The following is a 24,756-nucleotide window of genomic DNA, read 5'->3' as shown; positions in this document are numbered from 1 at the left end:
GGCCCACTAGGTTCGTCGGGTGACGACCGGTCCCACTGAGCCCGTATCCCTGCCTCGGAGCCGCTTCCGGGCGGTCCCCTGGCTGGTCGCGGGGGCGCCCCGCGGGGTGCTCGCCGCCGTCGGCGCCGTGCTGGTCGTCCTCGGCCTCTTCCTGTTCGTCCGGCCGCTCACCGCGGTCGGGTTCCTGGGGATCTACCTCGCCGCGAGCTGCCTGCTGTCCGGTCTGGCCGAGCTCACCGGCCGCCCCGACGATCCCGACCACCCGCCGGGCGTCGATCGGCTCCGGCTCGCCACCGGGGCCTGGTGGCTGCTGGCCGGGCTGACCGGGCTGGTGTGGTGGGGCCGCGACGTCGACCTCTTCGCGCCCGCCGCGGGGGTCGTGCTGCTGGTCGCCGGCGGTCTCGGGGTGCTCCGGTTCGCCCGCAGCCGGTCCTGGGCGCACGCCGTGGGCGCGCTGCTCGGCGGCGCCGAGATCGTCTTCGGCGTCCTGGCCCTGACCTGGCCCGACGCGACCCTCATCGTCGTCGGCGTCCTGTTCGGCGGCCGGACCGCCGTCTTCGGTGCATCCCTCCTGGTCCGCGCGCTGGTCGGTCCCCGGCGGCGCGACCACGGCCGTCCGCGGACCGCGGTGCGGGTCGTGCTGGCGACCGCCGTCCTGGTGGCCGCGGGCGGGACCGCCTGGGTCAGCCACACGCTGCGGGACGGGGCACCGGTGCTCGACGGGTTCTACGACACGCCCGCGGCGCTGCCCGACGAGCCGGGCGTGCTGATCCGCACCGCTCCGTACGACGGCGACCTGCCGCGGGGCATGACCGGCACCCGGATCTACTACACGACCACCGATGCGGAGGGCCGGATCGTCCCCAGCACGGGCGTCCTCGCCGTGCCCGAGCGGGTGACAGGCCCGCTCCCCCTCGTCACCTGGGCGCACGGCACGGTCGGTATCGCCCGAGCCTGCGCGCCGTCGACCGGCCCCGACGTGCTCACCTCCGACCACCAGCCCGGTGCCGACCGTCTCGCCGAGCTGGGTTGGGCGTTCGTGTCGAGCGACTACCCGGGGATGGGCGCGGAGGGCGCCATGCCGTACCTCATCGGTCAGGGCGAGGGCCGGGCCGTCCTCGACGCGGCGCGCGCCGCCGGCCAGGTCGAGGGCGTGGAGCTCGACGGCCGGACCGTGGTCTGGGGGCACTCCCAGGGCGGGCACGGCGCACTGTGGGCCGGCCAGCTCGCGCCGTCGTACGCACCGGACCTCGACGTCGTGGGTACGGCGGCGCTGTCTCCCGCCAGCAACCCGCGGGCCATCGCCGACCGGGTGGTCGCCCGACCCGGCGCGCCGGGCGCGAGCCTGGGCATCGCCTTCGTGACGCAAGCGTATGCCGACTACTACGCCGACCTCACCCTGACCGACGCCGCGCCGCGCTCGGCGGGGACCCTGATCCGGGAGGCCGCGTCCCGCTGCACCGACGAGGGAGGCACGCTCGTCACCATCCTGACCGGGCTCTCGGTCGCCCGCGACACCCCGCTGGTCCGCCCGGGCGCACTCGATGGCCGCTTCGGCCAGCGCCTGACGGAGAACATCCCGACCGGGCCCTGGGCGGCGCCGCTCTTCGTCGGTCAGGGTGAGCAGGACGAGGTCATCGCGTTCGGGATCAACCAGGACTACGTCGCCGACCTGTGCGCCCGGGGCACCGACGTCGAGTTCCACGGCTACCCCGGCGGCACCCACATGAGCGTGCTCGAGGCCGGCTCGCCGCTCGACGACGATGTCGTGGCCTGGACCCAGGACCGCCTCGCGGAGCGCCCGTCGCGGCCGAACTGCGCTACGACGCCGTGAGCTCGCCGAGGCGGCGGCGCTGCCGACCCGCGGCGTCGAAGTTCGCGGGGTCCAGCCACTGCTCGTGGGCGGTGCGGACGGCGGGCCAGTCGGTGTCGATGACCGAGAACCAGTCCGTGTCGCGGTTGCGTCCCTGCGTCACCATGTGGTTGCGGAACCGGCCCTCCTCGACGAACCCGAGCCGCCGCGCGGCCCGCCGCGACGGCTCGTTGCGGCTGTCGCACTTCCACTCGAAGCGCCGGTAGCCGAGGTCGTCGAACGCGTGTCTCATCAGCAGGTGGATCGCCTCGGTCGCGGCGCGGGTGCGCTGGAGCGCGCGGCCGAAGAGGACGCCGCCCACCTCGACCTGGCCGTGGGCCGGCTCGATCCTGAGGTACGACGCGATGCCGGCCGCCGTACCCGCCGCGTCACCCTCCAGCGGGACCAGCGCGAAGGTCACCAGCGCCGGGTCGTCGAGGTGCGCGGCGAGGTGCATCCACAGCTCCGGCAGCGTGCCCGGGCGCGGGATCGGCCGGTAGGTCCACAGGTCGGCATCGCCGTCGCCGCAGGTCGCGGCGAAGAGCTCGGCGTACCGGGCGGAGCTCAGCGGCTCGACGGTGACGTGGCGGCCCTGGAGCAGGACCGGCTCCGGGCGCGGCCGGGGCTCCCAGCCGGGCACCGCCGCGCCGACACCCTGGCCGTACTCGTTGGTCGCGCTCATCGTCTCTCCGCTCACCGCTGGCTCACTGGTAGGACACGAACCGCACGCGCGGCCGGATCTGGTGGACCGCCTTTGCGCCCATGCGGTTCACGTCCTCGTCGTAGAACAGCTTGAAGCCCATGGCGAAGAGATCGGGGCGGGCCACTGCCCGATAGGTGTCGAGCTTCTGGCCACGGGTGCCGAAGCCGTCGACGTGCTGGATCAACTGGAGGCCGTCGCGCGGCTCGATCCGCCCGATGTGACGCACCATCGAGGTGCGGAACTGGTGGACGATGAACACCTTCTCGGGCAGGTCGTGAGCGACGACGAGGTCAGCCAGCCAGGCGCTGGTCCGGTTGACCTCGGCCGCGCCGACACCGCCGATCACCCGCCCGGGCACCTGGTGACGGCGCATCCGCCACTCGGGGTCGATCGCCAGCCCGACGTGGGGCTCCTCGAGCGCCCACGACCAGCGCTGCGCCACGGACAGGAAGTCGGAGCGGCCGGTCTGGAGGTCGAGGACGAGCAGCGCGCCGAGCTCACGGGCCGCGTCGACGTACCGGCGGACCTGAGCCTTGCGCACGTCGTGGCTGAAGTCTCCGTCCTTGCCCGGATGGGCATCGGCGATGCTGACGATCAGCTCGAACACCGGGCGCACCGGTCGGCCCGGGCGCTCGAACGGGCGGGCCGCCCGCATCAGCCGCCGGAACGCCTTGCGCGGAGCGGTCTCTCCCAGGACGCCGAGCGCACCGGTGCCGGGGGTGCCGTAGTAGGCCACCAGCATCCCGCGGTCCGGAAGCACCCGCTCGCTGCGCCAGCGGGCTGCGCCCGCGCCGGCTTCCGGTGACGCCTCCGGATCCGCCTCCTGGGACGCGGGCGCCGGTCCGGTCAGCAGCCGCAGCACGCCGGAGTCGTCCCGGGAGCCGTGCCCGGGGTCGGTGAAGGCCGCCAGCAGCAGCGCCAGCGCCACGATGACGACCGCGGCCACGCGGTGCGGAGGAGTCACCAGCGCCCGCGCAGGTCGGCGTCGACCGGGGAGGTCACCGGGTCCGCCCCATCCCGCACGAACACCGCGGTGATCACACCGCCGCGCTCGTCGTACGCGTCGCGGAGGGCCCGCCACGCGGCGAGGTTGGGGTGGTCGACCTCGGTGCACGCGGTCGCGGGCGCCAAGGCGGTGATCGCCTCGCTCAGCTGCTGCGGACTGACCGCGATGGTCGCGGTCGAGCCGTCGTGCTTGAGCACGGTGGCGAGCACGACGGCGGCCAGCCGGTGCTGGCCGCCGGGGAGGTTGACGTGGCCGAGCTCGCCGTCGAGAGCGAGCCCGAAGGACATCGGGTACGTCCAGTCGTCGATCTGCGCGGCGAGGCGCTCGCGGATCCGGCCGAGCCCGTCGAGGGTCGCCCACTCGTCGAGCGGGTCGTAGTCGTAGGCCGGCAGCCCGTCGATGCTCGTGCGGTTCTTGCGGCGCCGGTAGTCGGCGGAGCCCTCGACCCCCTTGCGCCGGAAGTACCGCGGGAGGAGGTCGCGCTCGCCGGCGTAGTCCATGAGCGGGACGCCGTAGCCGCAGGCGTCGGAGACGCGGTCGATGTCGACCACGATCACCGCGCGGGCGCCGGGCAGGTCGACGAAGCGGGCCGCGAGCTCGGCGTACCCCTCGTCGTAGCGCGTCACGACCCGCCCGCGGCCGTGGAAGCGGACGACATTCGGTGCACCGTCGAAGGCGCAGAACATGACGACGATGCGCCCGTTCTCACGCAGGTGGGCGATGGTCTCACTGCCGCTGCCCGACGTGTCGACCCAGGCGAAGGTGCGCTCGTCGAGCAACCCGAACGTGCCGGGGATGCCGCGCGGAGAGACGTTGACGTGGCCGTCGCCGGCCAGCGGCGCCGTCCCCACGAAGAAGACGTGCTGCCGCTCGACGAAGGCGCGCAGGCGTCCCTCGACCCGCTCATGCACCTTGCCCATCGCGCTCGCTCAGTCCCGATCAGTCCGGGACGCGGCGGTAGGCGCCGTCGGAGGCGGCGGTCGCCATCGACGCGTAGGCCCGCAGCGCGGCCGAGACCAGGCGGTCGCGGTCGAGCGGCGTGTAGGGCTTGTCGCGCTTCTCCTGCAGCACCCGGCGCTCGGCGAGGACGTGGTCGTCGACGTCGAGGTGGATGCTGCGGTTGGGGATGTCGATCGAGATCGGGTCGCCGTCCTCGATCAGCGCGATCAGGCCGCCACCGGCCGCCTCGGGCGAGATGTGCCCGATCGAGAGGCCGCTCGTGCCGCCGGAGAACCGGCCGTCGGTGATGAGCGCGCACTTCGCGCCCAGCCCCCGGCCCTTGAGGAAGGCCGTCGGGTAGAGCATCTCCTGCATGCCGGGGCCGCCCTTGGGGCCCTCGTAGCGGATGACGACGACGTGCCCGGCCTCGACCCGCTTGCCGAGGATCCCCTCGACGGCGGCGTCCTGGGACTCGAAGACGATCGCGGTGCCATGGAAGACCAGCGCCTCCTCGGCCACGCCGGCGGTCTTGACGACGCAGCCGTCGACCGCGACGTTGCCGCTGAGGATCGCCAGCCCGCCGTCGGCGGAGTAGGCGTGCTCGATGTCGCGGATGCAGCCCTCGGCGGCATCGGTGTCGAGCTCGCCCCAGCGGTTGTCGGTGGAGAACGGCTCGGTCGTGCGGACGCCGCCCGGTGCCGCTTGGAACAGCTCCAGCGCCTCGGCCGACGGGCTCTCCCCACGGATGTCCCAGCGGCCCAGCCAGCTGTCGAGATCAGGCGAGTGCACCGAGTGGACGTTCTCGTGGAGCGCGCCGCCGCGGCGCAGCTCGCCGAGCAGGGCCGGGATGCCGCCGGCGCGGTGGACGTCCTCCATGTGGAACTTCGGCGAGTTGGGCGCGACCTTGGACAGGCACGGCACCCGGCGCGAGATCGCGTCGATGTCGTGGACGTCGAAGTCGAGCTCGGCCTCGCGGGCCGCGGCCAGCAGGTGGAGCACGGTGTTGGTCGAGCCGCCCATCGCGACGTCGAGGGCGACGGCGTTCTCGAAGGCCTCGCGGGTGGCGATATTGCGCGGCAGCACCGACTCGTCGTCGCCGTCGTAGTAGCGGCGGCACAGGTCCATGACGACCCGGCCGGCCTCCTCGAACAGCGCGCGGCGCTTGGCGTGGGTCGCCAGCGTCGAGCCGTTGCCCGGCAGCGACAGCCCGATCGCCTCGGTGAGGCAGTTCATCGAGTTGGCGGTGAACATGCCCGAGCACGAGCCGCAGGTCGGGCAGGCCGAGCGCTCGATGACGTCGAGCTGCTCGTCGCTGACCGCGTCGTTGGCCGACGCCGACATCGCGTCGACCAGGTCGAGCTTGCTGTGCACGATGCCCTCGATGGCGACCGTCTTGCCGGCCTCCATCGGACCGCCGGAGACGAACACGACGGGGATGTTGAGCCGCAGGGCGGCCAGCAGCATGCCGGGGGTGATCTTGTCGCAGTTGGAGATGCACACGATGGCATCGGCGCAGTGCGCCTGGACCATGTACTCGACCGCGTCCGCGATCAGCTCGCGGCTCGGCAGGGAGTAGAGCATGCCGCCGTGCCCCATCGCGATGCCGTCGTCGACCGCGATGGTGTTGAACTCCTTGGCGACGCCGCCGTTGGCGACGACGGACTCCGCGACGATCTTGCCGAGATCACGCAGGTGGACGTGACCGGGGACGAACTCGGTGAACGAGTTGGCGATGGCGATGATCGGCTTGCCGAAGTCCGAGTCGGTCATGCCGGTGGCGCGCCACAGGGCGCGCGCGCCGGCCATGTTGCGGCCCGAGGTGGACGTCGCGGAACGGAGGGTGGGCATGGGCCAAGGCTACGCCTGTGGGCCACGTCGCCCGGATCCGATCTCAGCCCCGAGGTCAGCCCCGAGGTCAGCCCCGAGGCCAGCCCCGAGCTCAGCCCTGCTCGGCCGCGGCCTTCAGCGAGGCCAGTCCCTTCTCGAAGTCCTTGCCGATCGCCTTGTCGAAGAACAGCGCGCCGAGCACCGCGAACAGGAGGTTGCGCCGGCCGCTCATCGTCCAGGCCACGCGGGTGCCGGCGCCGACCGGCGCGAGGTCGAAGGTGACGACATTGCTCGCCCTGAACGGCTTGACGAACTCCAGGTCGACGACCACCTGCTCGGCGGTGATGGAGGTGAACGTCATCCGGCCCTCGCCGGCCTGCTTGTTGCCGGCCCAGGCGTAGGAGGCGCCGACGCCCGCGCCGTCGTAGGTGCGGCGCAGGTCGGGGTCGAGCCCCTCCCAGGGCGACCACCTGCTCCACGCGTGGAAGTCGTCGATGAGCGCGTGCAGGGTCGTCACGGGCGCGGCGACGGTGGTCTCGTGGGTCTGCGCGAAGGCGGGCATGGCCGGGACCTAGGCCACGCCGACCTTGACGGACATGACGTCGGGCAGGTCGGCCGCGATCTGCCGCCAGCTCTCGCCGTCGTCGGCCGAGGCCCAGACCGAGCCGTTGCGGGCGCCGAAGTAGAGACCGGCCGGGTCATGGGTGTCGACGCACATGGCATCGCGCATGACACCGACGTAGAACGCCTCGGGCAGCCCGGCGGCGTACGGCGTCCAGGACTCGCCGGCGTCGTCGGATCGCCACACCCGGGCCTGCGCGTCCGGCGGGTAGCGGCGCTCGCCCCCGCCGAGCGGGAACACCCAGATGGTGTCGGGCCGGTGGGGGTGGACGACGATCGGGAACCCGAAGTCGCTGGGCAGGCTGTCGCCGATCGAGGTCCACGACCCACCCTCGTCGTCGGAGCGGTAGACGCCGCCGTGGTTCTGGGCATAGAGGCGCTCGGGCCGCGAGGGATGGCGGGTCACCTTGTGCACGCACTGGCCGAACTCCGGGTAGCGCTGGTCCTCGGGCAGGAAGTCGGCGCGGATGCCCTGGTTGCGCGGCGCCCAGGAGGCGCCGCCGTCGGTGGTGCGGTAGACGCCGCCGGTCGAGATCGCGACCGTCAGGGACGCCGGATCGGTCGGGTGCGGGAGCACGGTGTGGAAGGCCTGCCCGCCGAAGCCCTCGCCCCACTCGGCGCGGTGGGGGTGGTTCCACAGCCCCTCCTCGAGGGCGAAGCTCGCCCCGCCGTCGCGGGAGGTGAAGACCGCGCCGGGCTCGGTGCCGGCGTGCAGCACACCGTCGCCGGCACCGGGCACCACCTGCCAGATCCGCTCGACGGCGGCGCCCGCCCCCTCGGGGAAGCGCACCGCCCCGTTGGGCGTCTCCTGCCAGGTCTCGCCGAGGTCGTCGGACCAGCGCAGCTGGGGCCCCAGCCAGCTCGACGAGGCCCCCGCGAAGAGACGGGGCGCCGAACCGCGCGTGTCGACCAGGCAGGAGTAGACCTCCTCCATGTCGTGATGCGGGCCCGTGAACCGCCAGTCGCCCCGGTCCTCCGAGTGCCCCACCCAAAGCCCCTTGCGCGTCCCGACCATGAGGATCGTCGTCATCCCAGCCTCCGCTCGTCGTCGTCCTCTCCCTACTGTGACCCCGGCCCCCGACAGAAGTCATCGCCCGGACACGGCGAATTGTTGAGTCCGTAGCCGCCACGGATGTAGGCCAGCGCCGGACGGGCGAGGCTGGGGACATGACGATGCTGCTGGCCACCCTGGTCCTCGTCCCCGACCGCAGCGACGAGGTGCTGGCCCGGCTGCGGGGCGAGGTCGCGCCGTGGCTGCGCCGGCTGCCGGGCTTCGTGACCAGCCGGTGGCTGCTGGCCGCGGACCACGACCGCTGCACGGTCCTGGTGGAGCTGGCCGGCGCCGACGCCGTCCCGGCGCTCGAGGCGGCGCTCCGTCCCGGCGCCCACGACACCGCCCGGTCCTGGTGGTGCGAGCGGCTCGAGGCGGTCGAGGACCTCGGCCTGGCCACCCGCCCCAGCATCAGGTTGTAGTCGACAGGTACGCGGCCAGCTCGCCCCGCTCGCCGCACCCGGTGCGCTGCAGCAGCCGTGCGACATGGGTCTCGACGGTGCGGACCGAGAGGTGGAGCCGGCCCGCGATGTGCTTGTTCTGCAGGCCCTCGGCGACCAGCTCGAGCACGTCGTACTCCCGGGCGGTCACCCCGAGCCGCTGGAGATGCGCCGGCACCCGCTGGGCGCCGGCGGCCTTGCGCGGCACGGCGAAGCCCGCCGCCCGCATCGCGACCCGGCAGCCGGACGCCGCCTCGGTGAGACCGTAGCCGACCAGGCCGTCGAGGCAGTGCCGGAACCACGGCTCCGGCGTTCCCCATCCGTCGCGCGCGCCGCCGCGACCGCGACGAGCAGCCGGGCGTGCAGCTCCGGCCAGGGCTCGCGGCCCGGCAGGCCCCACTCCGCGTCGGCGAACACCCGTTCGGCCTCGGCTCGCTCGCCCGCCCGGCCGAGGGCGATCGCGTCGGCGTAGCGCAGGGCGAAGCTGTTGTGCGGACTGTTCGCCTGCGGGCCGCTCCGCACCTCCTCCCGTGCCGCCGCGCCGTCACCGGTGCGGGCGGTCTCCAGGAGCGCCCAGAAGCCGCGCAGGGAGAAGGGCATGCTGGGGATGCGGCGGTGGTACTCCATCGCCATCGCGAGCTGGGTGCGTGCCTCGTCGTACCGGCCGTGCGCGAGGGCGACGAAGGACCGGATGTGGCCCGGGACGCCGACCGCCCGCAGCCCCTCGTCCATCGGCAGCCCGAGGGCCGCGGTCACGTCGGCCTCCATCGCCTCGGTGCGGCCGGCGAGCCCATGCGTCGCTGCCCGCAGGAGGTACGCCGTCGCGAGGTCCGGCAGCCGCAGCCGGCCCATCATCATGATGGCGTTGTCGACGGCGGCCAGGGCCTCGTCGAGCTCGAGGTAGCGGACCCGGACGAGGTTGAGCTCGACCTCGATCCGGGCGGCCGTCGCGATCGCGCCGGCGTCCAGTGCGGCCCGCCGCGCCGCGACCAGCCGGTCCTCGGTCGGCCGGCGGGCGGCCAGGTCGAGCGACCCGAGCGCGGCGAGCAGCCGACAGCGCCACAGCGGCAGGTCCCGCGCGTCGGCCAGCCGGTAGCCGGACTCGAACGCGTCCTCGGCCGCCACGAAGTCGCGCGCCCGGGCCGCGCGGCCGAGCACCTCCCACGCCTCGCAGGCGATCTCCGGCCGGTCCTCCCCGATGCCCGCCAGCGCGGCGGAGGCCCGCTCCGCCGCGGCGGCGTCGTCCTCCCTGCCCAGCGCCAGCCGCGCGGCGAGCACGTGCTCCTCGGCCGGATCGTGGCCGTCCGCCGCGGCCAGCATCGCCTCCGCGTCGTCCCACTGCCCGCCGGCGAGCAGGGCCCGGGCCAGCCGCAGGCGTACGGCGGCCAGCCGGGCGGGCTCGCCACCGAGCTCCGCGGCCAGCCGCTCGCCCGCCGCCAGCGCCCGCGGTACGTCGCCCGCGAGGGCGTGCACCTCGACCTCGGCCTCGCGGGCACGGCTCTCCAGCCCACTGCCCGGCGCGCAGCGGCGCAGCGCGCGGCCGATCGCCTCGCCGGCGCTGACCAGCGCGCCCCTGTCGATCGCGTCGCGGGCGGTGGCCAGCCAGAGCTCGACCGCCCGGGTGTCGTCCCCGGCGGCCTCGAACAGCTCGGCGAGCTGATGATGGTCCTCGGCGGCGACGGCCCGGTCCGGGGTCCGGGCGGCGAGCACGGCGGCGAGCAGGGCCGCCAACCGGGAGCGCTCCGGCGCGAGGAGGCCGGTCAGCACCGCCTCGCGGGTGAGCGCGTGCCGGAACCCGAACCGGTCCGGCGACGCCGCGACGACCAGCCGCTGGTCCCGCAGCTCGCGCAGCGCGTCGGCGACGGTGCCCTCGGAGAGCCCGAGGGCATCGGCCACCGGTCTCCAGTCGAATTCGACGCCCAGCATCGCCGCGGCGGTCGCGACGTCCCGCGCCGCCGGCCCGACCTCGGCCAGACGTCCCTCGACGGAACGCACGAAGGGCCGCGGCACCATCACCGGCAGCGGCCCCGCCAGCGCCCATGATCCGTCCCGCTCCGCCAGCACCCCGGCGTCGCGCAGGTCGGCCAGCATCTCCTCCACCAGGAGGGGGTAGCCGGCGCTGTAGCGCTGCAGCCAGCGCTCGACCTCGGCCGGAGGCTCCGCCCCCAGGCAGGCACGAGCGACGGCGGTCACGTCGGCGTCGCCCATCGGGAGCAGGTCGACGATCTCGGCGGACCGCCGCCGCTCCAACTCGACGAGCATCGCGCCGGCCGTCGGCGACTCGTGCAGCCGGCTGGTCGCCACCACCAGCAGCGGGACGGCCTGCGCGTTGTCGGCGAGGTACTCCACCAGGGCCAGGGTCTCGGGATCGGCCCAGTGCAGGTCCTCGACCACCAGCACCATGCCCGGTGCCGGGACGGTCCGGGCCAGGCGCAGCAGGGCCTCGCCGAGCAGCATCACCGAGGACGTGCCGTCGGCGGCGACCGGACCGAGTTGAGGCGCGAGCCGGGCCAGCGTGGGGAGGTAGGGCGCCAGCAGCCGGTCCTCCGGGACCTCGTGGGTGCGCAGCCACGACAGCAGCGCCTCGCTGAGCGGGCGCAGCGGGGTCGGCGTACCGGAGGGCACGGCGCGGCCCGACAGGACCTCCAGGCCCTGCTCGGCCGCGGCCGAGGCCACCGCCGTGGCGAGCCGGGACTTGCCGATGCCGGGGTCACCGCGCAGCACCCACAGCCCTCCCCGCCCCTCGCCGAGACCGGCGACGGCGGCCGTGAGGCGCGCCCGCTCGGCGGTCCGAGACACGAGCACGGGCGAGCGCACGTCGGCATCGTAGAACGTGTGGGGAAGTCGTGGGCGGCGCGTAGTAGGCCACGACCTTCCCCAACACGTTCGTAGAGCGCGGGGCCGCGTCTTCGCTCCGTGTTGTCTGCGTGGCTGTCTCCGTGGCGCCCGGCGTTGGTTCGGTGGTGTGTGCGGATGTGACGACCCCCGCCCGTCGAGGAGCGTGGTGTCACCAGCTCGACAGGTGGCCGAGAAGAAGATCCACGGAAATCTGCAAGGTCCCCCCGGCCGGACGCTCCTACCCCCGTCGAACAACGCAACCGGGCCCCGTGCCCATCCTCACGAAAGGCACCACGATGCGCACCCAGCTCCTCGGACTGACCGCGGCGGCCCTCGCCGCCGGCACCCTGTCCCTCGGCGTCGCCACCCCGGCCCAGGCCGTGGGGGGCATCGACGGCGGCAACATCAGCGGCTCCGGCGACGTACCCGACTCCGTCGACGTGGCCGCCTTCGGCTCCGGCGACGCCGTCGCCGCCTGGGCCCGCCCGGTCCCCGGCGGCACCAAGGTGTACGCCGCCATCGCCACCGACGGCGCCTGGGGCGCGGCCAAGTCCGTCACCGCCGCCCCCGTCACCGCCGCCCACGACGTCCACGTGGCCGCCAACGACCGCGGCGACGCCGTCGTCGTGTGGACCCAGACGATCCTCGGTGAGGAGCGGATCCGTGGCTCGCGACTGCTGGCCAACGGCACCTGGGACGGCTCGGCGCCGCTGAGCGGAGACGTCGACACGGTCAACAGCACGGACGTCGCCATGGACGGTGCGGGACGGGTCTACGTGGCCGCGGGTGTCGAGATCGGGCCCGTGCACGCGGTCCACGCGACGACCTGGACTCCGGGACAGGCGCCGCAGCACGACCAGGTCGACGGCATGGGAGTCAACCCCAGCATCGACGTCTCGCCCGACGGCAACGCTCTGGTCGCCTACCGGGGCTACACCGACGGCGAGTACGTCGCCTCGGTGAGCCGTCGCACGCCCACGACGGGATGGACCACGCCTGACGACGCGACCTGGCCTGGTGACGTGGTGGCCGACGTCAAGGCGGGAGTCGGCGACGACGGCAGCGGCACGATCCTGTTCGGCGGCTTCGACGCCGGCAAGATCCTCGCCGTCTCCTCCGGCGTCACCGCCGCCGGTGAGGTCACCGGCTTCGACATCGTCTCGCCCAGCGGGGTCGGCACGACGCAGCGGGCGCTCCACGTGAGCCCGAACGGCCGGGCGGTCGCGACGTGGTCGACCTTCGTCGACAACGACTACGCCGTCAGCATCGCCGCGCACCAGCCCGGCAGCGACTGGGGCGCGGCGAGCACGGTGGAGAGTGACACGGTGACCAGCACGGTCACGGTCCCGCTGGTGTCCGATCGGGGCGCCCAGGTCGTCGTCCACAACGACGCGGACCGGCTCACCCTGCGGCACCGGACCAACCCGGTCCTGCTCTTCAACGAGTATGACGCCGGCGCCACCGACGGCCCCTTCGCCGCCGACATGGACCGCGAGGGCAATGTGGTCGCCGCCGGCATCGTCGAGAACGGCTTCTCGTCGTACGTCGAGGCGGACTTCCTCGACGTCGCCGGTCCCACGGCCCAGCTCACCGCCCCCGGCGCCCAGGCCGCGGCGCCCGGCTTCGACGTCGCCTGGAGCGTCACCGACTCGCTGTCCGGCGTCAAGGGCACCGACGTCATGGTCCGCTCGGCCGCGTGGAACGGCGGCTTCGGTCCGCAGCAGGTCATCGCGAACGACGTCACGACCTCCTCGCAGCCCTTCGCCGGCGCCTTCGGCGGCACCTACTGCTTCGAGGTCCAGGGCGTCGACAAGGCCAACAACCTCGGCTTCCGCTCCGGCGAGCGCTGCACGACCGTCCCGCTCGACGACACCGCACTGACCGGCAAGAAGTGGAAGCGCGTCGCCCAGGCCGGCGCGTTCAACAACACCGCCACGACCGCCAAGAAGAAGGGGCGCAAGCTCGTCATCGACGGCGTCCAGGCCCGTCATCTCGCGCTCATGGTCACCAAGGCCAAGAAGGGCGGCAAGATCAAGGTCACCTGGAACGGCACCCTGCTGAAGAAGATCAGCCTCAAGGGCGCCGGTCGGTCGACCGTCACCCTCGCCGACTTCGCCGGCGTCCAGGGCGGCACGCTCAAGATCAAGGTGGTCAGCAAGAACGGCCGCAAGGTCACCGTCGACGGCCTCGTCGCCGCCAAGTAGCCCACCCGCCCGGGAGGGCCCGAACCGCCGATCCGTGGGGAGATCGGCGGTTCGTGGCGTTCGGGGACCCGCGGTTAGCGTGTGCCCGTGCACCCGACCCCCCGCCACGGCCCGTCGCTGGGCCTGGCGGTCGGCCTGGTCGTGCTCGGGATCGCGTCGGTCCAGCTCGGCGCGGGGTTCGCGAAGCTCCTCTTCGACGACCTCGCCCCCAACGGCGTGGTCTGGCTGCGGCTGGCGACCAGCGCGGCGGTGCTGCTCCTGTGGGCCCGCCCCCGGCTGCGGGGACGCAGCCGGGAGGACTGGCTGGTCGCGGCCCGGTACGGCGCCTGCCTCGGCGCGATGAACTGGGGCATCTACCAGTCCTTCTCCCGGATCCCGATCGGCGTCGCGGTGACCATCGAGTTCATCGGGCCGCTGGTGCTCGCGGCGGTCGGCTTCCGTCGGCCGCGCGACCTCGGGTGGGTCGGACTGGCCGCGATCGGGGTGCTCCTGCTCGGCTTCGAGCGCGGCCACCTCGACCCCGTCGGCGTCGCGTACGCCGTCCTCGCCGGGGCGGCGTGGGCCGGCTACATCCTGTCCAGCGCCGCCACCGGCCGGCGCTGGGAGGGCATCGACGGTCTCGGCGTGGCCAGCCTCGTGGCCGTCGTCCTGCTGACGCCGCTGCTGCTCACGGTGGACACCGCCGACCTGGCCGACCGCCGGGTGCTCCTGCTCGGCGCGGCGGTCGGCCTCCTCAGCTCCGTCGTCCCCTACAGCGCGGAGCTCGCGGCTCTGCGCACCCTGCCGGCCGCCACCTTCGGGGTGCTGATGAGCCTGGAGCCGGCCGCGGCCGCGCTCGCGGGCCTGGCCGTCGTCGGGGAGGCGCTGGCTCCCGTGCAGTGGGTCGCGATCGGGTGCGTCGTCGTCGCCAGCGTCGGCGCGACCCGCGCCACCCGGACCGCTGTTCACCCGGACGTCACCCCGACGTGACCCGGGGCTCCCCCAGCGGAGGGTAGGTTCGGCCCGTCGCCATCCCCCATCCGGAGCTGACACCCCCATGTCACTGCCTGAGCCCCTGACCCGTCTCGCCCACACCTGGTCCGTCGCACTGCAGCAGCGGGCCCGTCGCAACGCCATGGTCGCGCTCACCGCGTGCACCCAGCGCCGCGCCGAGCGGGAGGAGGTCGAGGCCTTCCTCGCCGCCCGGGCCGGCGCCCGGCGTACCCCTCGGCTCGAGGGCTCCGTCTCGCTGCACGCCTGATCGACGCGGCTCCCCGGCCGGGGTCCGGCAGAATCGACCCCATGTCGACCTCCGCTCCCCGGCCCGAGCAGCGTGTTCGGTCCGCGTCGATCGCCTTCCGCGACATCCTGTCCGACGACGGGACCCACGTCCGGGCCTGGACCAACGACCCCGACGGAGTGATCGACGGCCCGACCGTCGTGCTCTGCAACGGGCTCGGCACGAACCCCCGGCTGTGGCCGTGGCTGCTCGACCCTGACTGCGGGGTGCGGGTGGTGTCCTGGAACCACCGCGGCGTCGGCGGGTCGGAGCGCCCGGCCGACCCGAGGCACGTCGAGATCGAGCACTTCGTCCAGGACGGCCTGTCCGTGATGGACCACTTCGGCATCGACAGCGCGGTCCTCATGGGCTGGTCGATGGGCGTCAACACCGCCTTCGAGATGACCTACCGTCACCCGGAGCGGGTGCGCGGCATCTTCGCCATGTGCGGGGTCCCGGGCGACACCTTCGCGACCATGCTCGGTCCCCTGCACCTGCCCCGCCTGCTGGCGCGGGCGGTCACGGTGAACGCCTGCCGCGTCGCCAAGCACACCGGGTGGGCGGTCAACCCGCTCGTCCGCCGGCTCCCGGTCAACGCCGCCATCGTCCGGCTGCTGGGCCGCACCGGGTTCATGTTCCCCGTCGCCGACCCCGACGCCGCGGCGATCGGTCTGCGGGAGTTCGTCACCACGCCGGTCGACTGGTACGCCCACCTCGCGATCAGCACGTCCCGCCACCCGCGCGTGCGACTGAGCCGGATCGAGGTGCCGACCATGTTCGTCTCGGCGACCTGGGACATCCTGGCCGGCGCCCGTGACATGGCGAGCGCGTCGCGGCGCCTGGCCGCGCGCGGCAAGGAGAGCAGGTACGTCGAGCTGCGCGGCTCCCACTTCGTGCAGCTGGAGCAGCCCGAGCGGGTGCACGGCCTGCTGCGCGAGTTCCTGGACGGCCTCTCGTGAGCCGTCCGGGCGGCCGGGTCGCGGCCGGGCTCGCCGCGCTGGCGCTCGTCGTCGCCGGCTGCGGGCAGGGCGGCAACGTGAGCACCGTCGACGTGATGGGCACCGCGACCGCGGCGCCGACCGGATCGGTCGTCGACGGCAAGGTCATCTTCACCATCGACGGCGTCCCGGACGTGGTCGCGACGGTCGCCTCCGGCCTGGCCACGCCGTGGGGCATCGACTTCCTGCCCGACGGTCGCGGCGTGGTCACCGAGCGCGACAGCGGGCGGGTGCTCCTCGTGACCCCGCCCGAGGTGCCGGGCCATGGCGGGACGAGCGACCAGGAGGGCGAGGTCGTCGAGATCGGCCGGATCCCGGAGACCGCACCGGGCGGCGAGGCCGGGCTGCTCGGCGTCGCGGTCTCCCCCGGCTTCGCCACCGACGGGCTGATCTACTTCTACGTCACCACCGACGAGGACAACCGCGTCGTGCGCGCGAGGCTCGACGGCGACGACCTCGGCGCGACCGAGCCGATCCTGACCGGCATCCCCGACGGGCGGATCCACGACGGCGGCCGGCTGGCGTTCGGCCCCGACGGCTTCCTCTACGTCTCCACCGGCGAGATCGGCGACGACCAGCTCGCGCGCGACCGGTCCTCGATGGCCGGGAAGATCCTGCGGATCACCGCCGACGGCGAGCCCGCTCCCGGCAACCCGTTCGGGGACGCCGTGTGGTCGTGGGGGCACCGCAACGTGCAGGGCCTCGCCTTCGACGACAAGGGCCTGCTGTGGGCCTCGGAGTTCGGCGACAGCAAGGCCGACGAGCTCAACCGGATCGTGCCGGGCCAGGACTACGGTTGGCCGGTCGTGGAGGGCACCGGCGGACCGGCGAAGTACTCCCGTCCGGCGCTGACCTGGTCGACCGACGAGGCGTCGCCCTCGGGCCTCGCCCACGCCGGCGGCTATCTGTGGATGGCGGCACTCAACGGCGAGCGGCTGTGGCGGATCAAGGTCGCCGACGGCCAGGTGAGCGATCCCACGGCGTACTTCTCCGCGAAGGGCGGCAACGGTGACTACGGGCGGCTGCGGACCGTCGTCCGCGCCCCCGACGGCCGGCTGTGGCTGAGCACCAGCAACGAGGACGGCCGTGGCGACCCGGGCGCCGAGGACGACCGGATCCTGCTCATCGAGCCGTAGGGCGGTTTACCCCCGATCGGCCGGGGAAGGTAGCCCTGCGTCTCACCCCTGGCCGACACGGGAGCAACCCTCCATGTGATCGGTCGCAACCGATGAAGGAGCTCCACATGCGCAGGCTCGTCTCCGCTGGCGTCGTCGCGATCACCGCGGTCGCCCTCGCCACGCCGGCCCTGACGTCGACCGCCGCAGCGGCCCCCGCCACCGACGCCCCGGTCGTCGCCGCGAAGGCCAAGGCCGGCAACAAGATCAAGGTCAAGAAGTCCGCCGCCGGCGTCCAGCCCGGCATCAGCAGGCTGGTCCTCACCGCGTCGAACCTGCGCGGCTCCGGCAAGGTCAAGTTCACCGTCGCCGGCGACAACGGCATGACGCTGAAGGGCAAGGCCAAGGCCAAGAAGGGCAAGGCCAAGTACACCGTCCCGGCCCTCGGCACCGGGCACTACAAGGTGAAGGTCAAGTTCAAGAAGCAGAAGGGCAAGACCAAGTTCGAGGTCTACGACTCGGCCCTGACGCTCAACACCACCGCGCTGACCTGCTCGATCAGCAACTCCACCAACCGCACCAAGCTGTCCGGCAACGTCAAGTACAGGGGCGCTCCGGCCACCGGCGGCTACGTCGACATCTACAAGGACGGCAACATCGCCGGCGGCTCGCAGTCGCCGTCGTACCTCGCCATGGCGAGCGTCAGCAACGGAGCGTTCGACTTCAGCACGACCGTCTGCAGCCGGGTCGTCTCCGGCACCACCACGATCCCCAAGGGAGTCGCGAACCAGTCGTACACCTACCAGGCGTACTACACCAAGGACTCGGGCTTCGACGACTACTTCTCGTCCAACCTCATCACGGTGACCGTCGTTCCCTGATCGACGCTCCCCGGCTTCACCGGTTCCACCTCGACGGCCCGGCCCCCTCACGGGGGCCGGGTCGTCGGCGTCCGGTCACCGGGGCGCCGGCTCCGGCGCGATCCGGGCACGGCGGGCGGCCCGGCGCAGCGTGACCAGCACGGCCGGCCCCAGCAGCACGATGGCGAGCGCGTTGGTGATCGCGCGACCGGTGTCCCAGCCACCGGTCGAGGTCAGCAGTGTGTAGACCACGAAGTGGTGCAGGTTGTCGAGCAGCGGAGCCCCGGGGACGTAGGAGATCTCGGTGGAGTCCTGGCCGGGCACCTGCACGCCCGCCATGAACGGCCACCCCTGGAGGTTCATCAACAGGCCGTAGAGATAGGCCGACACCACGCCGTACGCCGCGAGCAGGGCGATCTCACCGCGACCGCGGATCCGGCGCGGCAGGAGGCCGGCGCCCATCCCCACCCAGGCGGCGACGAGCATCTGGAAGGGCAGCCACGGCCCGACGCCGGCCGTCATCAGCGCCGAGGCGAACAGCGAGGTGCACCCGAGCACGAACCCGAAGCCCGCACCGAACACCCGGCCGCCGAGGATCAGCAGGAAGAAGACCAGCTCCAGGCCCGCCGTACCGGCGCTGGCCAGGCGCAGCACGGCGTTGACCGCACTGAGGACACCGAGCACCGCGAGCACGCGCGCATCCATCCCGCCCTCGCTCATCTCGGCGAGCACCACGCCGAGGATGACCGGCAGCAGGAGGAGGAAGAGGAACGGCGGGTCGACCCGCTCGGCGTCCGCGGGGACGTCGAGGAGCAGTGGCCAGGCCAGCATCAGCAGCCCGATCACCGAGGTGATCGTGAGGACCGCGCCGGTGCGCAGCCGCACCGGGACCGCGGCCGGGCGGCCCCGGTCGGCGGGGCCGCTCACGACGGGACGCCCGCGGTGCCGGCGGCCAGCCGCTCGGCGACGTCGTCCACCGCCAGCCAGCCGGCGCCGAGGACCTTGGTGACCTGCGGCGCGAAGGCGGGCGACTCCGAGACGCCACGATCGACGGGCCCCGCGGAGACGACCTCGCCCTCGGCGAGGACCACCAGGTCGTCGGCCACCTGCGCGACGAACTCGACGTCGTGGGTGGCGACGAGGACCGCGCGCCGCGCCGCGGTATCGTGCGCGAGCTCGCGGAGCAGGCCGGCGAGCGCCCGCTTGGCCGGGTAGTCCAGGCCACGGGTCGGCTCGTCGAGCAGCAGCACCGGCGGCCGCGCGGTCAGCACGATCGCCACGGCCAGGGCGAGCCGCTGGCCCTCGGAGAGGTCGCGCGGATGCTGGTCCGGTTCGATGCCGGGCGCCAGCCGGTCGAGCAGGTCGCGGCAGGTCCCGCCGGGCGCCGCCGCCGACAGGTCGGCCGCGCCGCACTCGGCGGCGACCGTCTCCAGGTAGAGCAGGTCCGCCGGGCTCTGCGGCACCAAGCCGGTGGCGGAGCGCCTCTCCTCGGGCCGGAGGGCGGCCGGGTCGGCACCGGCCACCCGGACCGTGCCGGAGCCGGCCGCATGACGGCCCTGGAGCGCCCAGAGGAGGGTGGACTTCCCGGCGCCGTTGCGGCCCATCAGCGCGGTGACCGTGCCGGGGCGCAGCGCGAGGTCGACCTCACGCAGCACCGGGGTCCGGCCGTGACCCAGCACCAGCCGCCGTACGTCCACGACGGGGTCGGCCGGCGCGGGTCGCTCACGTCGCAGCGGCTCCCCCAGTCGCTCCCGGAGCTCCGGCGCCCGCCGCCGGGCATCGCGGACCGTGAGCGGCAGTGGCTCCCAGCCGGCCAGGCGGCCCAGCTCGACGAGCGGCGGGGCGATCGGGGCCTCGCGGAGGACCTCCGCCGGGTCGCCGACCCGGATCGTGCCGCGGCGTGCGGGATCGCCGCCGAGCAGGCAGAGCCGGTCGGCGAAGGGGACCACGCGCTCCAGCCGGTGCTCGGCGACCAGGACCGAGACGCCGAGGTCGTGGACCAGCCGGGTCAGTGTCGCCAGCACGTCCTCCGCGGCCGTCGGGTCGAGGGCCGAGGTGGGCTCGTCGAGCACCAGCAGTCGTGGATGGGTGGTCAGGACGGCACCGATCGCGACCCGTTGCTGCTGGCCGCCCGAGAGCGTACGCAGGTCGCGGTACCGCAGCTCGGCGATGCCGAGCAGGTCGAGGGTCTCCTCGACCCGGCGGCGCATCGTCGCGGCCGGCAGCCCCAGCTGCTCCATGCCGAACGCCAGCTCCTCCTCCACCGTGTCGGTGACGAACCAGGCGGCGGGGTTCTGACCGACGTAGCCGATGGCGTGGGCGCGCTCGCGGGCCGGCTGCTCGACGATGCTCGTGCCGTCGAGGAGGACGTCGCCGGTCAGGGTGCCACCGGTGTACGACGGCACCAGGCCCGCGACGACGCCGAGAAGTGTGGACTTCCCGACGCCGGTGGGCCCGGCGAGGACGACGAGCTCGCCGTCCGCCACCGACAGGTCGATGCCGTCGAGGACGGTGGTGGGCCGGCCCGCGCCGGCAGCTCCGGTGGCGGTGGGGTCCGTGGCGTCGTAGGTCAGGGTGATCCCGCGCAGCTCGAGCATCAGGCCGGCGACCATGAGGCCTCCTCACGGCGGCGGGCGGTGACCGGGAGCGGCGCCGCCCAGACCGGGAGCACCGCGACGAGGACGGCCGCGAGGGCCGGCAGCGTGGCCTCGGGGACGACGAGGACGCCGGGGTGCGCGATCTGCGGGTCCCACCGCGCCACGGCCCACATGCTCGTCCCCGCCGCGATCCCGGCCGCCGCGACGACGAGCTCGGGCAGGCGCCAGCGATCGGGCCGATAGCGGGTCCGCCGCACCCGCCGCCCGGCCAGCGCGAAGCCGCCGAGGGCGACCACCGTCCCGACGCCGAGCATCGGGAGGGCGAGGACGCGCGGCGCGGTGCTGTCGAGGAAGGCGTACACGCCGACGCACACGCCCAGCAGACCGGCGATGATCAGTGCGCCGGTGCCGCGCCGCTGCGCCGCGGTCAGCTCCCCGGTGCGGCCGTACCCGCGGGCGTCCATCCCGGCGGCCAGGGCCAGCGAGCGGTCGAAGGAGTCCTCCAGGATCGGGACGAGCAGCCGCCGGGCGCCGCGGATCCGTCGGAACCGGCCCTCCGGTCCCCCACGCAGCTGTTGCGCGGCCCGTACCCGGCGCGCGCTGTCGGCGAGCTGCGGAACGACGCTGATCGCGACCGTCATCGCGGTGCCGATCTCGTAGAGGGCGGGCGGCAGCGACTTCATCAGCCGCTTCGGGTTGGCCAGGGCGTTGGCCGCGCCGACGGCGATGAGCAGGGTCGCGAGTCGCAGTCCCTCGTACGTCGCCGCAAGCAGCTCCTCGCGGGTGAACGGGCCGAGCAGCGAGATGCCCGCGGCCCAGTCGGGCAGCGGGATCGTCGGCAGGGTGAACAGGACGTGGCCGGGCACGTCCCCACCGAGCAGGATCCGGAACAGGATCCGGACCAGGACGACGATCACGCCGAGCCACACGTAAAGCCGGAACGAGCGCGCCCACGGCTGGTCAGAGCGACAGGTCAGCACCACGAGGGTGATCACGCCGAGCAGGACGAGCAGCAGGAGCGGGTTGGTCGTGCAGGACGCCGCGACGGCGAGGCCCACCGCCCAGACCCACCAGGCCACGGGATGCAGGTCCCGGGCCAGCCTCATCGCCCCGCCCCCATCGCTCAGCCCCTGCGACGGCGCAGGGCGGGAACGGCGGCCGCCGCTCCCAGCACCACGACGACCAGGCCGATGCCCAGCCAGGCCGGGAACCCGCCGTCGTCCTTCCCGTCCGCGTCGGCGGACGTGGCCTCCGGGCCGTCGGTGATCTCGTCGATCGACGGCACGTCGGTGCCCGTGCCCGGGCTCGCCGCCTCGGACGGCGCCGCCGAGGTGGCCGCGTCCGAGGGCGTCGCCGTCGGGTTCGTCGCACTGGGGGTGGCCTCGGCACTCGGGCTCGGCGACGCCGACGTAGCGCTCGCCGAAGGCTGGGGCGTGGGCTTCTTCGTCGCGGACGGCTTCTTCTTGCCGCCGTTGCCCGTGCCGGCTTTGCCGGAGCCGCCCGCGGTGCCTGTCGTGCCGGACGACGGGGCCGGGGTCGGCTTGGTCTCGACGACCCGGGGAGTGGGCGCGACACCCGGCGGCGCCGCGCGTCCGGCGCCCTGGTGCCACGCGAACGCGAGGTAGCCGCCGTCGGGCACCTTGAGGCTGCCGACACCGCGGGCGGCGTAGGTCCAGGTGCCGGTGCGGCCGTCGGACCACCACAGGCTCCAGTACGCGTCGGTCTCCGTGCAGTCACCGTTGGACGGATTGCCGTTGACCTTGCACACGAAGCCGCTCATGCCGGCGGCCTGGCTGTACTCGATCCGGTAGCCGGCGTCGGCGAAGTTGCTCGCGGCACTGCCGCCGCCGTCGGCGTCGCAGCCGGCGCTGATGCCCGCGCCGAGCTGGTTGGAGTCGACGACGACGGTGATGCCCGTCGCGCCTCCGCAGGCCGCGGCCGAGGCGGCGCCCTGGGGAAGCAGCACGGCCGTGGCCGCGACGAGGATCGTCGCGGCCACCGCACGCAGCGAGCTGCCGAGGGTCATCAGCGGACCCGGGTCGTGGCCTTGCCCTTGCGGTCGGGGAACGCGCCGACCACCTTGACCTTGGCCTTGCCCTTCTTCTTCACCTTCACCTTGACCTTCGCGACGCCCTTGGCGTTGGCCGTCCCGGTCGCGGTCTTCTTGCCGACCTTGACCGTGACCGGCTCGCCGGCCGCGAGGCCCTTGACCTTGATCGTGGCCTTCTTCTTGGCCTTGATCTTGGTCGCGACCTTGATCTTGAGCTTGGTGGCGTCGAGCGCCTTCAGGCTCGCAGTGAAGGAGCGGCCCGGGGCGACGAGCGTCACCGGGTAGGCCTGCGCGCTGACCGGAGCGACGAACGACGTGGCGGTGGTCGCGCCCCCGCGGAGCGGGGTCGACGTCGCGCCGATGGTGAGGCAGGCGTTCTCAGCGACCGCGAGCCCCGTGGCTGCGACGTTGACGGTGCTCGACACGTGCACGAACAACGGCGTGACGGCCAGCGGGCCGCCGATCGGCGCTGCCTTCAGAGCAACGATGGACTGTGCGGTCGCCAGGTACCAGTCATAGCCGGTGCCAGGGGCCGCCGGGTCGATGCCGTCGGTCCGGCCTTCGGCGACGACCTGGTCGGAGAACCCGACCGCGCCGCCCTCGGCGGCAAGCTTGCCGTCGCAGGACGAGCCGGCGACCTGACGGCCGCGCAGCCACAGCGCCGCACGCTCGGCCTCCGGAGCCGCCCCGGCTCGGGCGAGCGCCTGACCAGCGAGGCCGGTCGAGCTGGCGTTCACCTCATAGGCCTCGAAGCTGCCGTCCGCCTTCTGCGCGGCCTTGAGCCAGGAGATGCCACGCGCGATGGCGTCGTCGATCTTGGCGCTCTTGCCCTTCTGCGGCAGCAGCGCGAAGAGCATGTCGGCAGTGTTGTCGGGGTCGGCCGTGCACGACGTGTGGGCACCGTCCCAATAGCCCCAACCACCGCTCGGGCACTCGAAGTCATCGATCAGTGAATCCGTGGCATCGTCGGTCTCGGTGCTGTTCGCCGCGTCGAGAGCACGCACGGCGAGCGCCTGCGACCAGGCACCGCCCCACGGATACACCATCTCACCAGAGGTGTCGTCGACTGCGCCCTCGAGCTTGGTGACGAGGTTGCCGGCCTTCGTGGCCGGGTCGACGCCGACCGCGCGGTAGAAGAGACTCGCCTGGGCGTAGCTGACCCCGTCGACGGCGTAGGCGTCGAGCTTCCCATCGACCCCACTCGCGATCTTGGCGAGCGTCGCCTGGTGGCCGCCGATCTCCTTCAGCGCGAGGGCGAAGTCGATGGTCTTGGCGACGTCGCCGTGGAGCAGACCGGTGGCATCCAGCTCTCCCACGAGCCAGTTGGCGGCTGCGTTGGGGGCGACGGAGTCCGCGTGGGCGGACGGCGCGGGCGCGACGGCCATGAGGCCGCCGGCAACGACTGCCGTGCCGGCGACGGCGGCGACCGTGCGGCGTACGAGAGAACGGGGGGACATGTTGGGGCCTTCCCGCTGCACGACAGCGGGCGGGCCCAGATTCCTGTGCCGCTGACCCGCTGTTTTCCACGACAGCGTTGTGTCAGGACGCTCCGCTGCGGGTGCTCCGGCTCACCGCTCCCACGACTCGTGTCGCGAGGGCGGTCCACGGTTGCGGGTCAGCGCCGGGATTCGACCGGCTTCCCCCACCACGGGCGTGTTCTCGATGTGTCCCGTCGAGTCTAACTCCGGGGATCCGGGTCCTCGTCATCGGGAAGGACCGCGAGACCGAGGGAGCGAGCGGCGGCGCGGAGTCGCCGGTCGAATGTGGCGACCGCCGCCCGGGCATGCTGTGCGGTCAACAGAACACAGCAGTCCGGCACCTTGAGACCTGTCGAAGCCCGGAGCACCGCAAGCCGAGGTGCCGCGCCACCCGGCAAAGGCATCTCCGTGATGCCGACTCGCGACAGGTGCATCATGGTCTGTTCGACTCGCCCAGCCCTTGCCGGACCGACCAGCACCTCTGCAAGGTTCACCGAACCGATCACCAACTCGCGATCGAGGTGATCTGCAAGGAGGCTCTTCGCAGCCTGGTGGTGCGAGTCGCGTTCGTCCGTCACGGCAATCAGCACGTTCGCGTCAAGTGCGATCAATCGGGCCACTCAGCTCGTAGAGCATCGAGATAGCCCGGCTCATAGACGCCCGTCAGCGAACCCGCGAACTGCTCCAACGCCCGGCGGCGCTCGAACGCCTTCTCATCGAGCTCGATCTCGATCGTGTGGAACCCGATGGCGACCAGGCGCGCCAGCAACCGGGCCGGCCGATCCCGGTCCTCCGGCCACTTGCGCGCCGCAGCCTCGAGCGCGGCTGCGACCGCGTCGGTCTCGGTGATCGCGTGGCGCGGGCGGACGGTGGGCATGCGTCAAGTGTAACACCGGACGATCGGTGTCACACCTGGCGC

General features: G+C 73.4%; 23 protein-coding genes and 1 riboswitch. Of the genes, 8 read left to right on the top strand and 15 right to left on the bottom strand.

The annotated features are described in order from the left end of the window. Positions 1-19 precede the first annotated feature (19 nt). Positions 20-1,834: a lipase family protein gene (locus QJ852_09040; protein ID WGX98581.1), complete on the top strand. Its 1,815-nt coding sequence runs from the start codon at positions 20-22 to the stop codon at positions 1,832-1,834. Here the strand turns inward: QJ852_09040 and QJ852_09035 are convergent. From QJ852_09035 to QJ852_09010, 6 genes are all read right to left on the bottom strand, one after another. Next, entirely contained in the window at positions 1,821-2,534 is a 714-nt protein-coding gene (locus QJ852_09035; GenBank protein WGX98580.1) for a GNAT family protein, read from the bottom strand. The two genes, QJ852_09040 and QJ852_09035, sit on opposite strands and share 14 nt — an antisense overlap. 22 nt (positions 2,535-2,556) lie before the next feature. Next, a complete protein-coding gene (locus QJ852_09030) occupies positions 2,557-3,519 on the bottom strand; it encodes a hypothetical protein (GenBank protein ID WGX98579.1) in 963 nt (320 codons plus the stop codon). Then, complete coding sequence (locus QJ852_09025) at positions 3,516-4,481, bottom strand: pyridoxamine 5'-phosphate oxidase family protein (GenBank protein WGX98578.1); 966 nt, start codon at positions 4,479-4,481, stop codon at positions 3,516-3,518. Before QJ852_09025 ends, QJ852_09030 begins: the two co-directional genes overlap by 4 nt. Positions 4,482-4,500: 19 nt before the next feature. Continuing rightward, the gene (gene ilvD / locus QJ852_09020) at positions 4,501-6,348 is read right to left on the bottom strand and encodes a dihydroxy-acid dehydratase (GenBank protein WGX98577.1); all 1,848 of its coding nucleotides are present in this window, start codon (positions 6,346-6,348) and stop codon (positions 4,501-4,503) included. Between the two features lie 91 nt (positions 6,349-6,439). Continuing rightward, positions 6,440-6,889, bottom strand: coding sequence for an SRPBCC family protein (locus QJ852_09015; GenBank protein ID WGX98576.1), 450 nt, complete (start codon positions 6,887-6,889; stop codon positions 6,440-6,442). Between the two features lie 9 nt (positions 6,890-6,898). Next, a complete protein-coding gene (locus QJ852_09010; GenBank protein ID WGX98575.1) occupies positions 6,899-7,978 on the bottom strand; it encodes an exo-alpha-sialidase in 1,080 nt (359 codons plus the stop codon). A gap of 137 nt (positions 7,979-8,115) precedes the next feature. Between QJ852_09010 and QJ852_09005 the strand changes: the two genes are divergently transcribed. Further along, positions 8,116-8,421, top strand: coding sequence for a hypothetical protein (locus QJ852_09005; GenBank protein WGX98574.1), 306 nt, complete (start codon positions 8,116-8,118; stop codon positions 8,419-8,421). Here QJ852_09005 and QJ852_09000 read toward each other — a convergent pair. Further along, the gene (locus tag QJ852_09000) at positions 8,411-8,590 is read right to left on the bottom strand and encodes a LuxR C-terminal-related transcriptional regulator (GenBank protein WGX98573.1); all 180 of its coding nucleotides are present in this window, start codon (positions 8,588-8,590) and stop codon (positions 8,411-8,413) included. The genes QJ852_09005 and QJ852_09000 overlap by 11 nt on opposite strands. Further along, on the bottom strand, positions 8,587-11,256 hold the full coding sequence (locus QJ852_08995) for an AAA family ATPase (GenBank protein WGX98572.1): 2,670 nt from the start codon (positions 11,254-11,256) through the stop codon (positions 8,587-8,589). Before QJ852_08995 ends, QJ852_09000 begins: the two co-directional genes overlap by 4 nt. A 317-nt stretch (positions 11,257-11,573) precedes the next feature. Here QJ852_08995 and QJ852_08990 point away from each other — a divergent pair, with 317 nt between their 5' ends. The 6 genes from QJ852_08990 to QJ852_08965 all read left to right on the top strand — a co-directional run bounded on the left by QJ852_08990 (position 11,574) and on the right by QJ852_08965 (position 17,733). Next, entirely contained in the window at positions 11,574-13,481 is a 1,908-nt protein-coding gene (locus QJ852_08990) for a hypothetical protein (protein WGX98571.1), read from the top strand. Between the two features lie 87 nt (positions 13,482-13,568). After that, positions 13,569-14,450: an EamA family transporter gene (locus QJ852_08985; GenBank protein ID WGX98570.1), complete on the top strand. Its 882-nt coding sequence runs from the start codon at positions 13,569-13,571 to the stop codon at positions 14,448-14,450. A gap of 67 nt (positions 14,451-14,517) precedes the next feature. After that, positions 14,518-14,721 carry a hypothetical protein gene (locus tag QJ852_08980; GenBank protein WGX98569.1) on the top strand — a complete coding sequence of 68 codons (204 nt, stop codon included), beginning with the start codon at positions 14,518-14,520 and terminating at the stop codon, positions 14,719-14,721. 41 nt (positions 14,722-14,762) lie between these two features. Then, positions 14,763-15,698 (top strand): alpha/beta hydrolase, encoded by a 936-nt coding sequence (locus tag QJ852_08975; protein ID WGX98568.1) that lies wholly within the window; start codon positions 14,763-14,765, stop codon positions 15,696-15,698. Further along, on the top strand, positions 15,695-16,873 hold the full coding sequence (locus tag QJ852_08970; GenBank protein ID WGX98567.1) for a PQQ-dependent sugar dehydrogenase: 1,179 nt from the start codon (positions 15,695-15,697) through the stop codon (positions 16,871-16,873). The genes QJ852_08975 and QJ852_08970 overlap by 4 nt, the downstream gene beginning before the upstream one ends. A 107-nt stretch (positions 16,874-16,980) precedes the next feature. Continuing rightward, complete coding sequence (locus tag QJ852_08965; protein WGX98566.1) at positions 16,981-17,733, top strand: hypothetical protein; 753 nt, start codon at positions 16,981-16,983, stop codon at positions 17,731-17,733. Between the two features lie 75 nt (positions 17,734-17,808). Here QJ852_08965 and QJ852_08960 read toward each other — a convergent pair whose 3' ends face one another. The 7 genes from QJ852_08960 to QJ852_08930 form a co-directional block, all read right to left on the bottom strand. Continuing rightward, positions 17,809-18,543 (bottom strand): ECF transporter S component, encoded by a 735-nt coding sequence (locus QJ852_08960; GenBank protein WGX99434.1) that lies wholly within the window; start codon positions 18,541-18,543, stop codon positions 17,809-17,811. Between the two features lie 92 nt (positions 18,544-18,635). Beyond that, positions 18,636-20,324 (bottom strand): ATP-binding cassette domain-containing protein, encoded by a 1,689-nt coding sequence (locus tag QJ852_08955; GenBank protein WGX98565.1) that lies wholly within the window; start codon positions 20,322-20,324, stop codon positions 18,636-18,638. After that, positions 20,309-21,415 carry an energy-coupling factor transporter transmembrane component T gene (locus QJ852_08950; protein ID WGX98564.1) on the bottom strand — a complete coding sequence of 369 codons (1,107 nt, stop codon included), beginning with the start codon at positions 21,413-21,415 and terminating at the stop codon, positions 20,309-20,311. Before QJ852_08950 ends, QJ852_08955 begins: the two co-directional genes overlap by 16 nt. A gap of 17 nt (positions 21,416-21,432) precedes the next feature. Then, on the bottom strand, positions 21,433-22,335 hold the full coding sequence (locus QJ852_08945; protein ID WGX98563.1) for a hypothetical protein: 903 nt from the start codon (positions 22,333-22,335) through the stop codon (positions 21,433-21,435). After that, complete coding sequence (locus QJ852_08940) at positions 22,335-23,816, bottom strand: terpene cyclase/mutase family protein (GenBank protein WGX98562.1); 1,482 nt, start codon at positions 23,814-23,816, stop codon at positions 22,335-22,337. Before QJ852_08940 ends, QJ852_08945 begins: the two co-directional genes overlap by 1 nt. Before the next feature lie 99 nt (positions 23,817-23,915). Beyond that, positions 23,916-24,002, bottom strand: a riboswitch (cobalamin riboswitch). A 35-nt stretch (positions 24,003-24,037) separates the two neighbouring features. After that, complete coding sequence (locus QJ852_08935) at positions 24,038-24,457, bottom strand: type II toxin-antitoxin system VapC family toxin (protein ID WGX98561.1); 420 nt, start codon at positions 24,455-24,457, stop codon at positions 24,038-24,040. Beyond that, complete coding sequence (locus QJ852_08930; protein WGX98560.1) at positions 24,445-24,714, bottom strand: hypothetical protein; 270 nt, start codon at positions 24,712-24,714, stop codon at positions 24,445-24,447. The genes QJ852_08935 and QJ852_08930 overlap by 13 nt, the downstream gene beginning before the upstream one ends. Positions 24,715-24,756: the final 42 nt, after the last annotated feature.

The organism is Nocardioides sp. L-11A (assembly GCA_029961745.1).
Classification (GTDB): Bacteria; Actinomycetota; Actinomycetes; order Propionibacteriales; family Nocardioidaceae; genus Nocardioides.
This window is presented reverse-complemented; position numbering and strand designations above follow the sequence as displayed.

Bases quoted from the DNA above. Each gene is read 5' to 3' on its own strand.
- QJ852_08945 (WGX98563.1), bottom strand. From the start codon at position 22,335: ATGACCCTCGGCAGCTCGCTGCGTGCGGTGGCCGCGACGATCCTCGTC.
- QJ852_09025 (WGX98578.1), bottom strand. From the start codon at position 4,481: ATGGGCAAGGTGCATGAGCGGGTCGAGGGACGCCTGCGCGCCTTCGTC.
- QJ852_08990 (WGX98571.1), top strand. From the start codon at position 11,574: ATGCGCACCCAGCTCCTCGGACTGACCGCGGCGGCCCTCGCCGCCGGC.
- QJ852_08950 (WGX98564.1), bottom strand. From the start codon at position 21,415: ATGAGGCTGGCCCGGGACCTGCATCCCGTGGCCTGGTGGGTCTGGGCG.
- QJ852_08975 (WGX98568.1), top strand. From the start codon at position 14,763: ATGTCGACCTCCGCTCCCCGGCCCGAGCAGCGTGTTCGGTCCGCGTCG.
- QJ852_09005 (WGX98574.1), top strand. From the start codon at position 8,116: ATGACGATGCTGCTGGCCACCCTGGTCCTCGTCCCCGACCGCAGCGAC.
- QJ852_08930 (WGX98560.1), bottom strand. From the start codon at position 24,714: ATGCCCACCGTCCGCCCGCGCCACGCGATCACCGAGACCGACGCGGTC.
- QJ852_09010 (WGX98575.1), bottom strand. From the start codon at position 7,978: ATGACGACGATCCTCATGGTCGGGACGCGCAAGGGGCTTTGGGTGGGG.
- ilvD (WGX98577.1), bottom strand. From the start codon at position 6,348: ATGCCCACCCTCCGTTCCGCGACGTCCACCTCGGGCCGCAACATGGCC.
- QJ852_09015 (WGX98576.1), bottom strand. From the start codon at position 6,889: ATGCCCGCCTTCGCGCAGACCCACGAGACCACCGTCGCCGCGCCCGTG.
- QJ852_08965 (WGX98566.1), top strand. From the start codon at position 16,981: ATGCGCAGGCTCGTCTCCGCTGGCGTCGTCGCGATCACCGCGGTCGCC.
- QJ852_08955 (WGX98565.1), bottom strand. From the start codon at position 20,324: ATGGTCGCCGGCCTGATGCTCGAGCTGCGCGGGATCACCCTGACCTAC.
- QJ852_08940 (WGX98562.1), bottom strand. From the start codon at position 23,816: ATGTCCCCCCGTTCTCTCGTACGCCGCACGGTCGCCGCCGTCGCCGGC.
- QJ852_09035 (WGX98580.1), bottom strand. From the start codon at position 2,534: ATGAGCGCGACCAACGAGTACGGCCAGGGTGTCGGCGCGGCGGTGCCC.
- QJ852_08960 (WGX99434.1), bottom strand. From the start codon at position 18,543: ATGCTGGCCTGGCCACTGCTCCTCGACGTCCCCGCGGACGCCGAGCGG.
- QJ852_08980 (WGX98569.1), top strand. From the start codon at position 14,518: ATGTCACTGCCTGAGCCCCTGACCCGTCTCGCCCACACCTGGTCCGTC.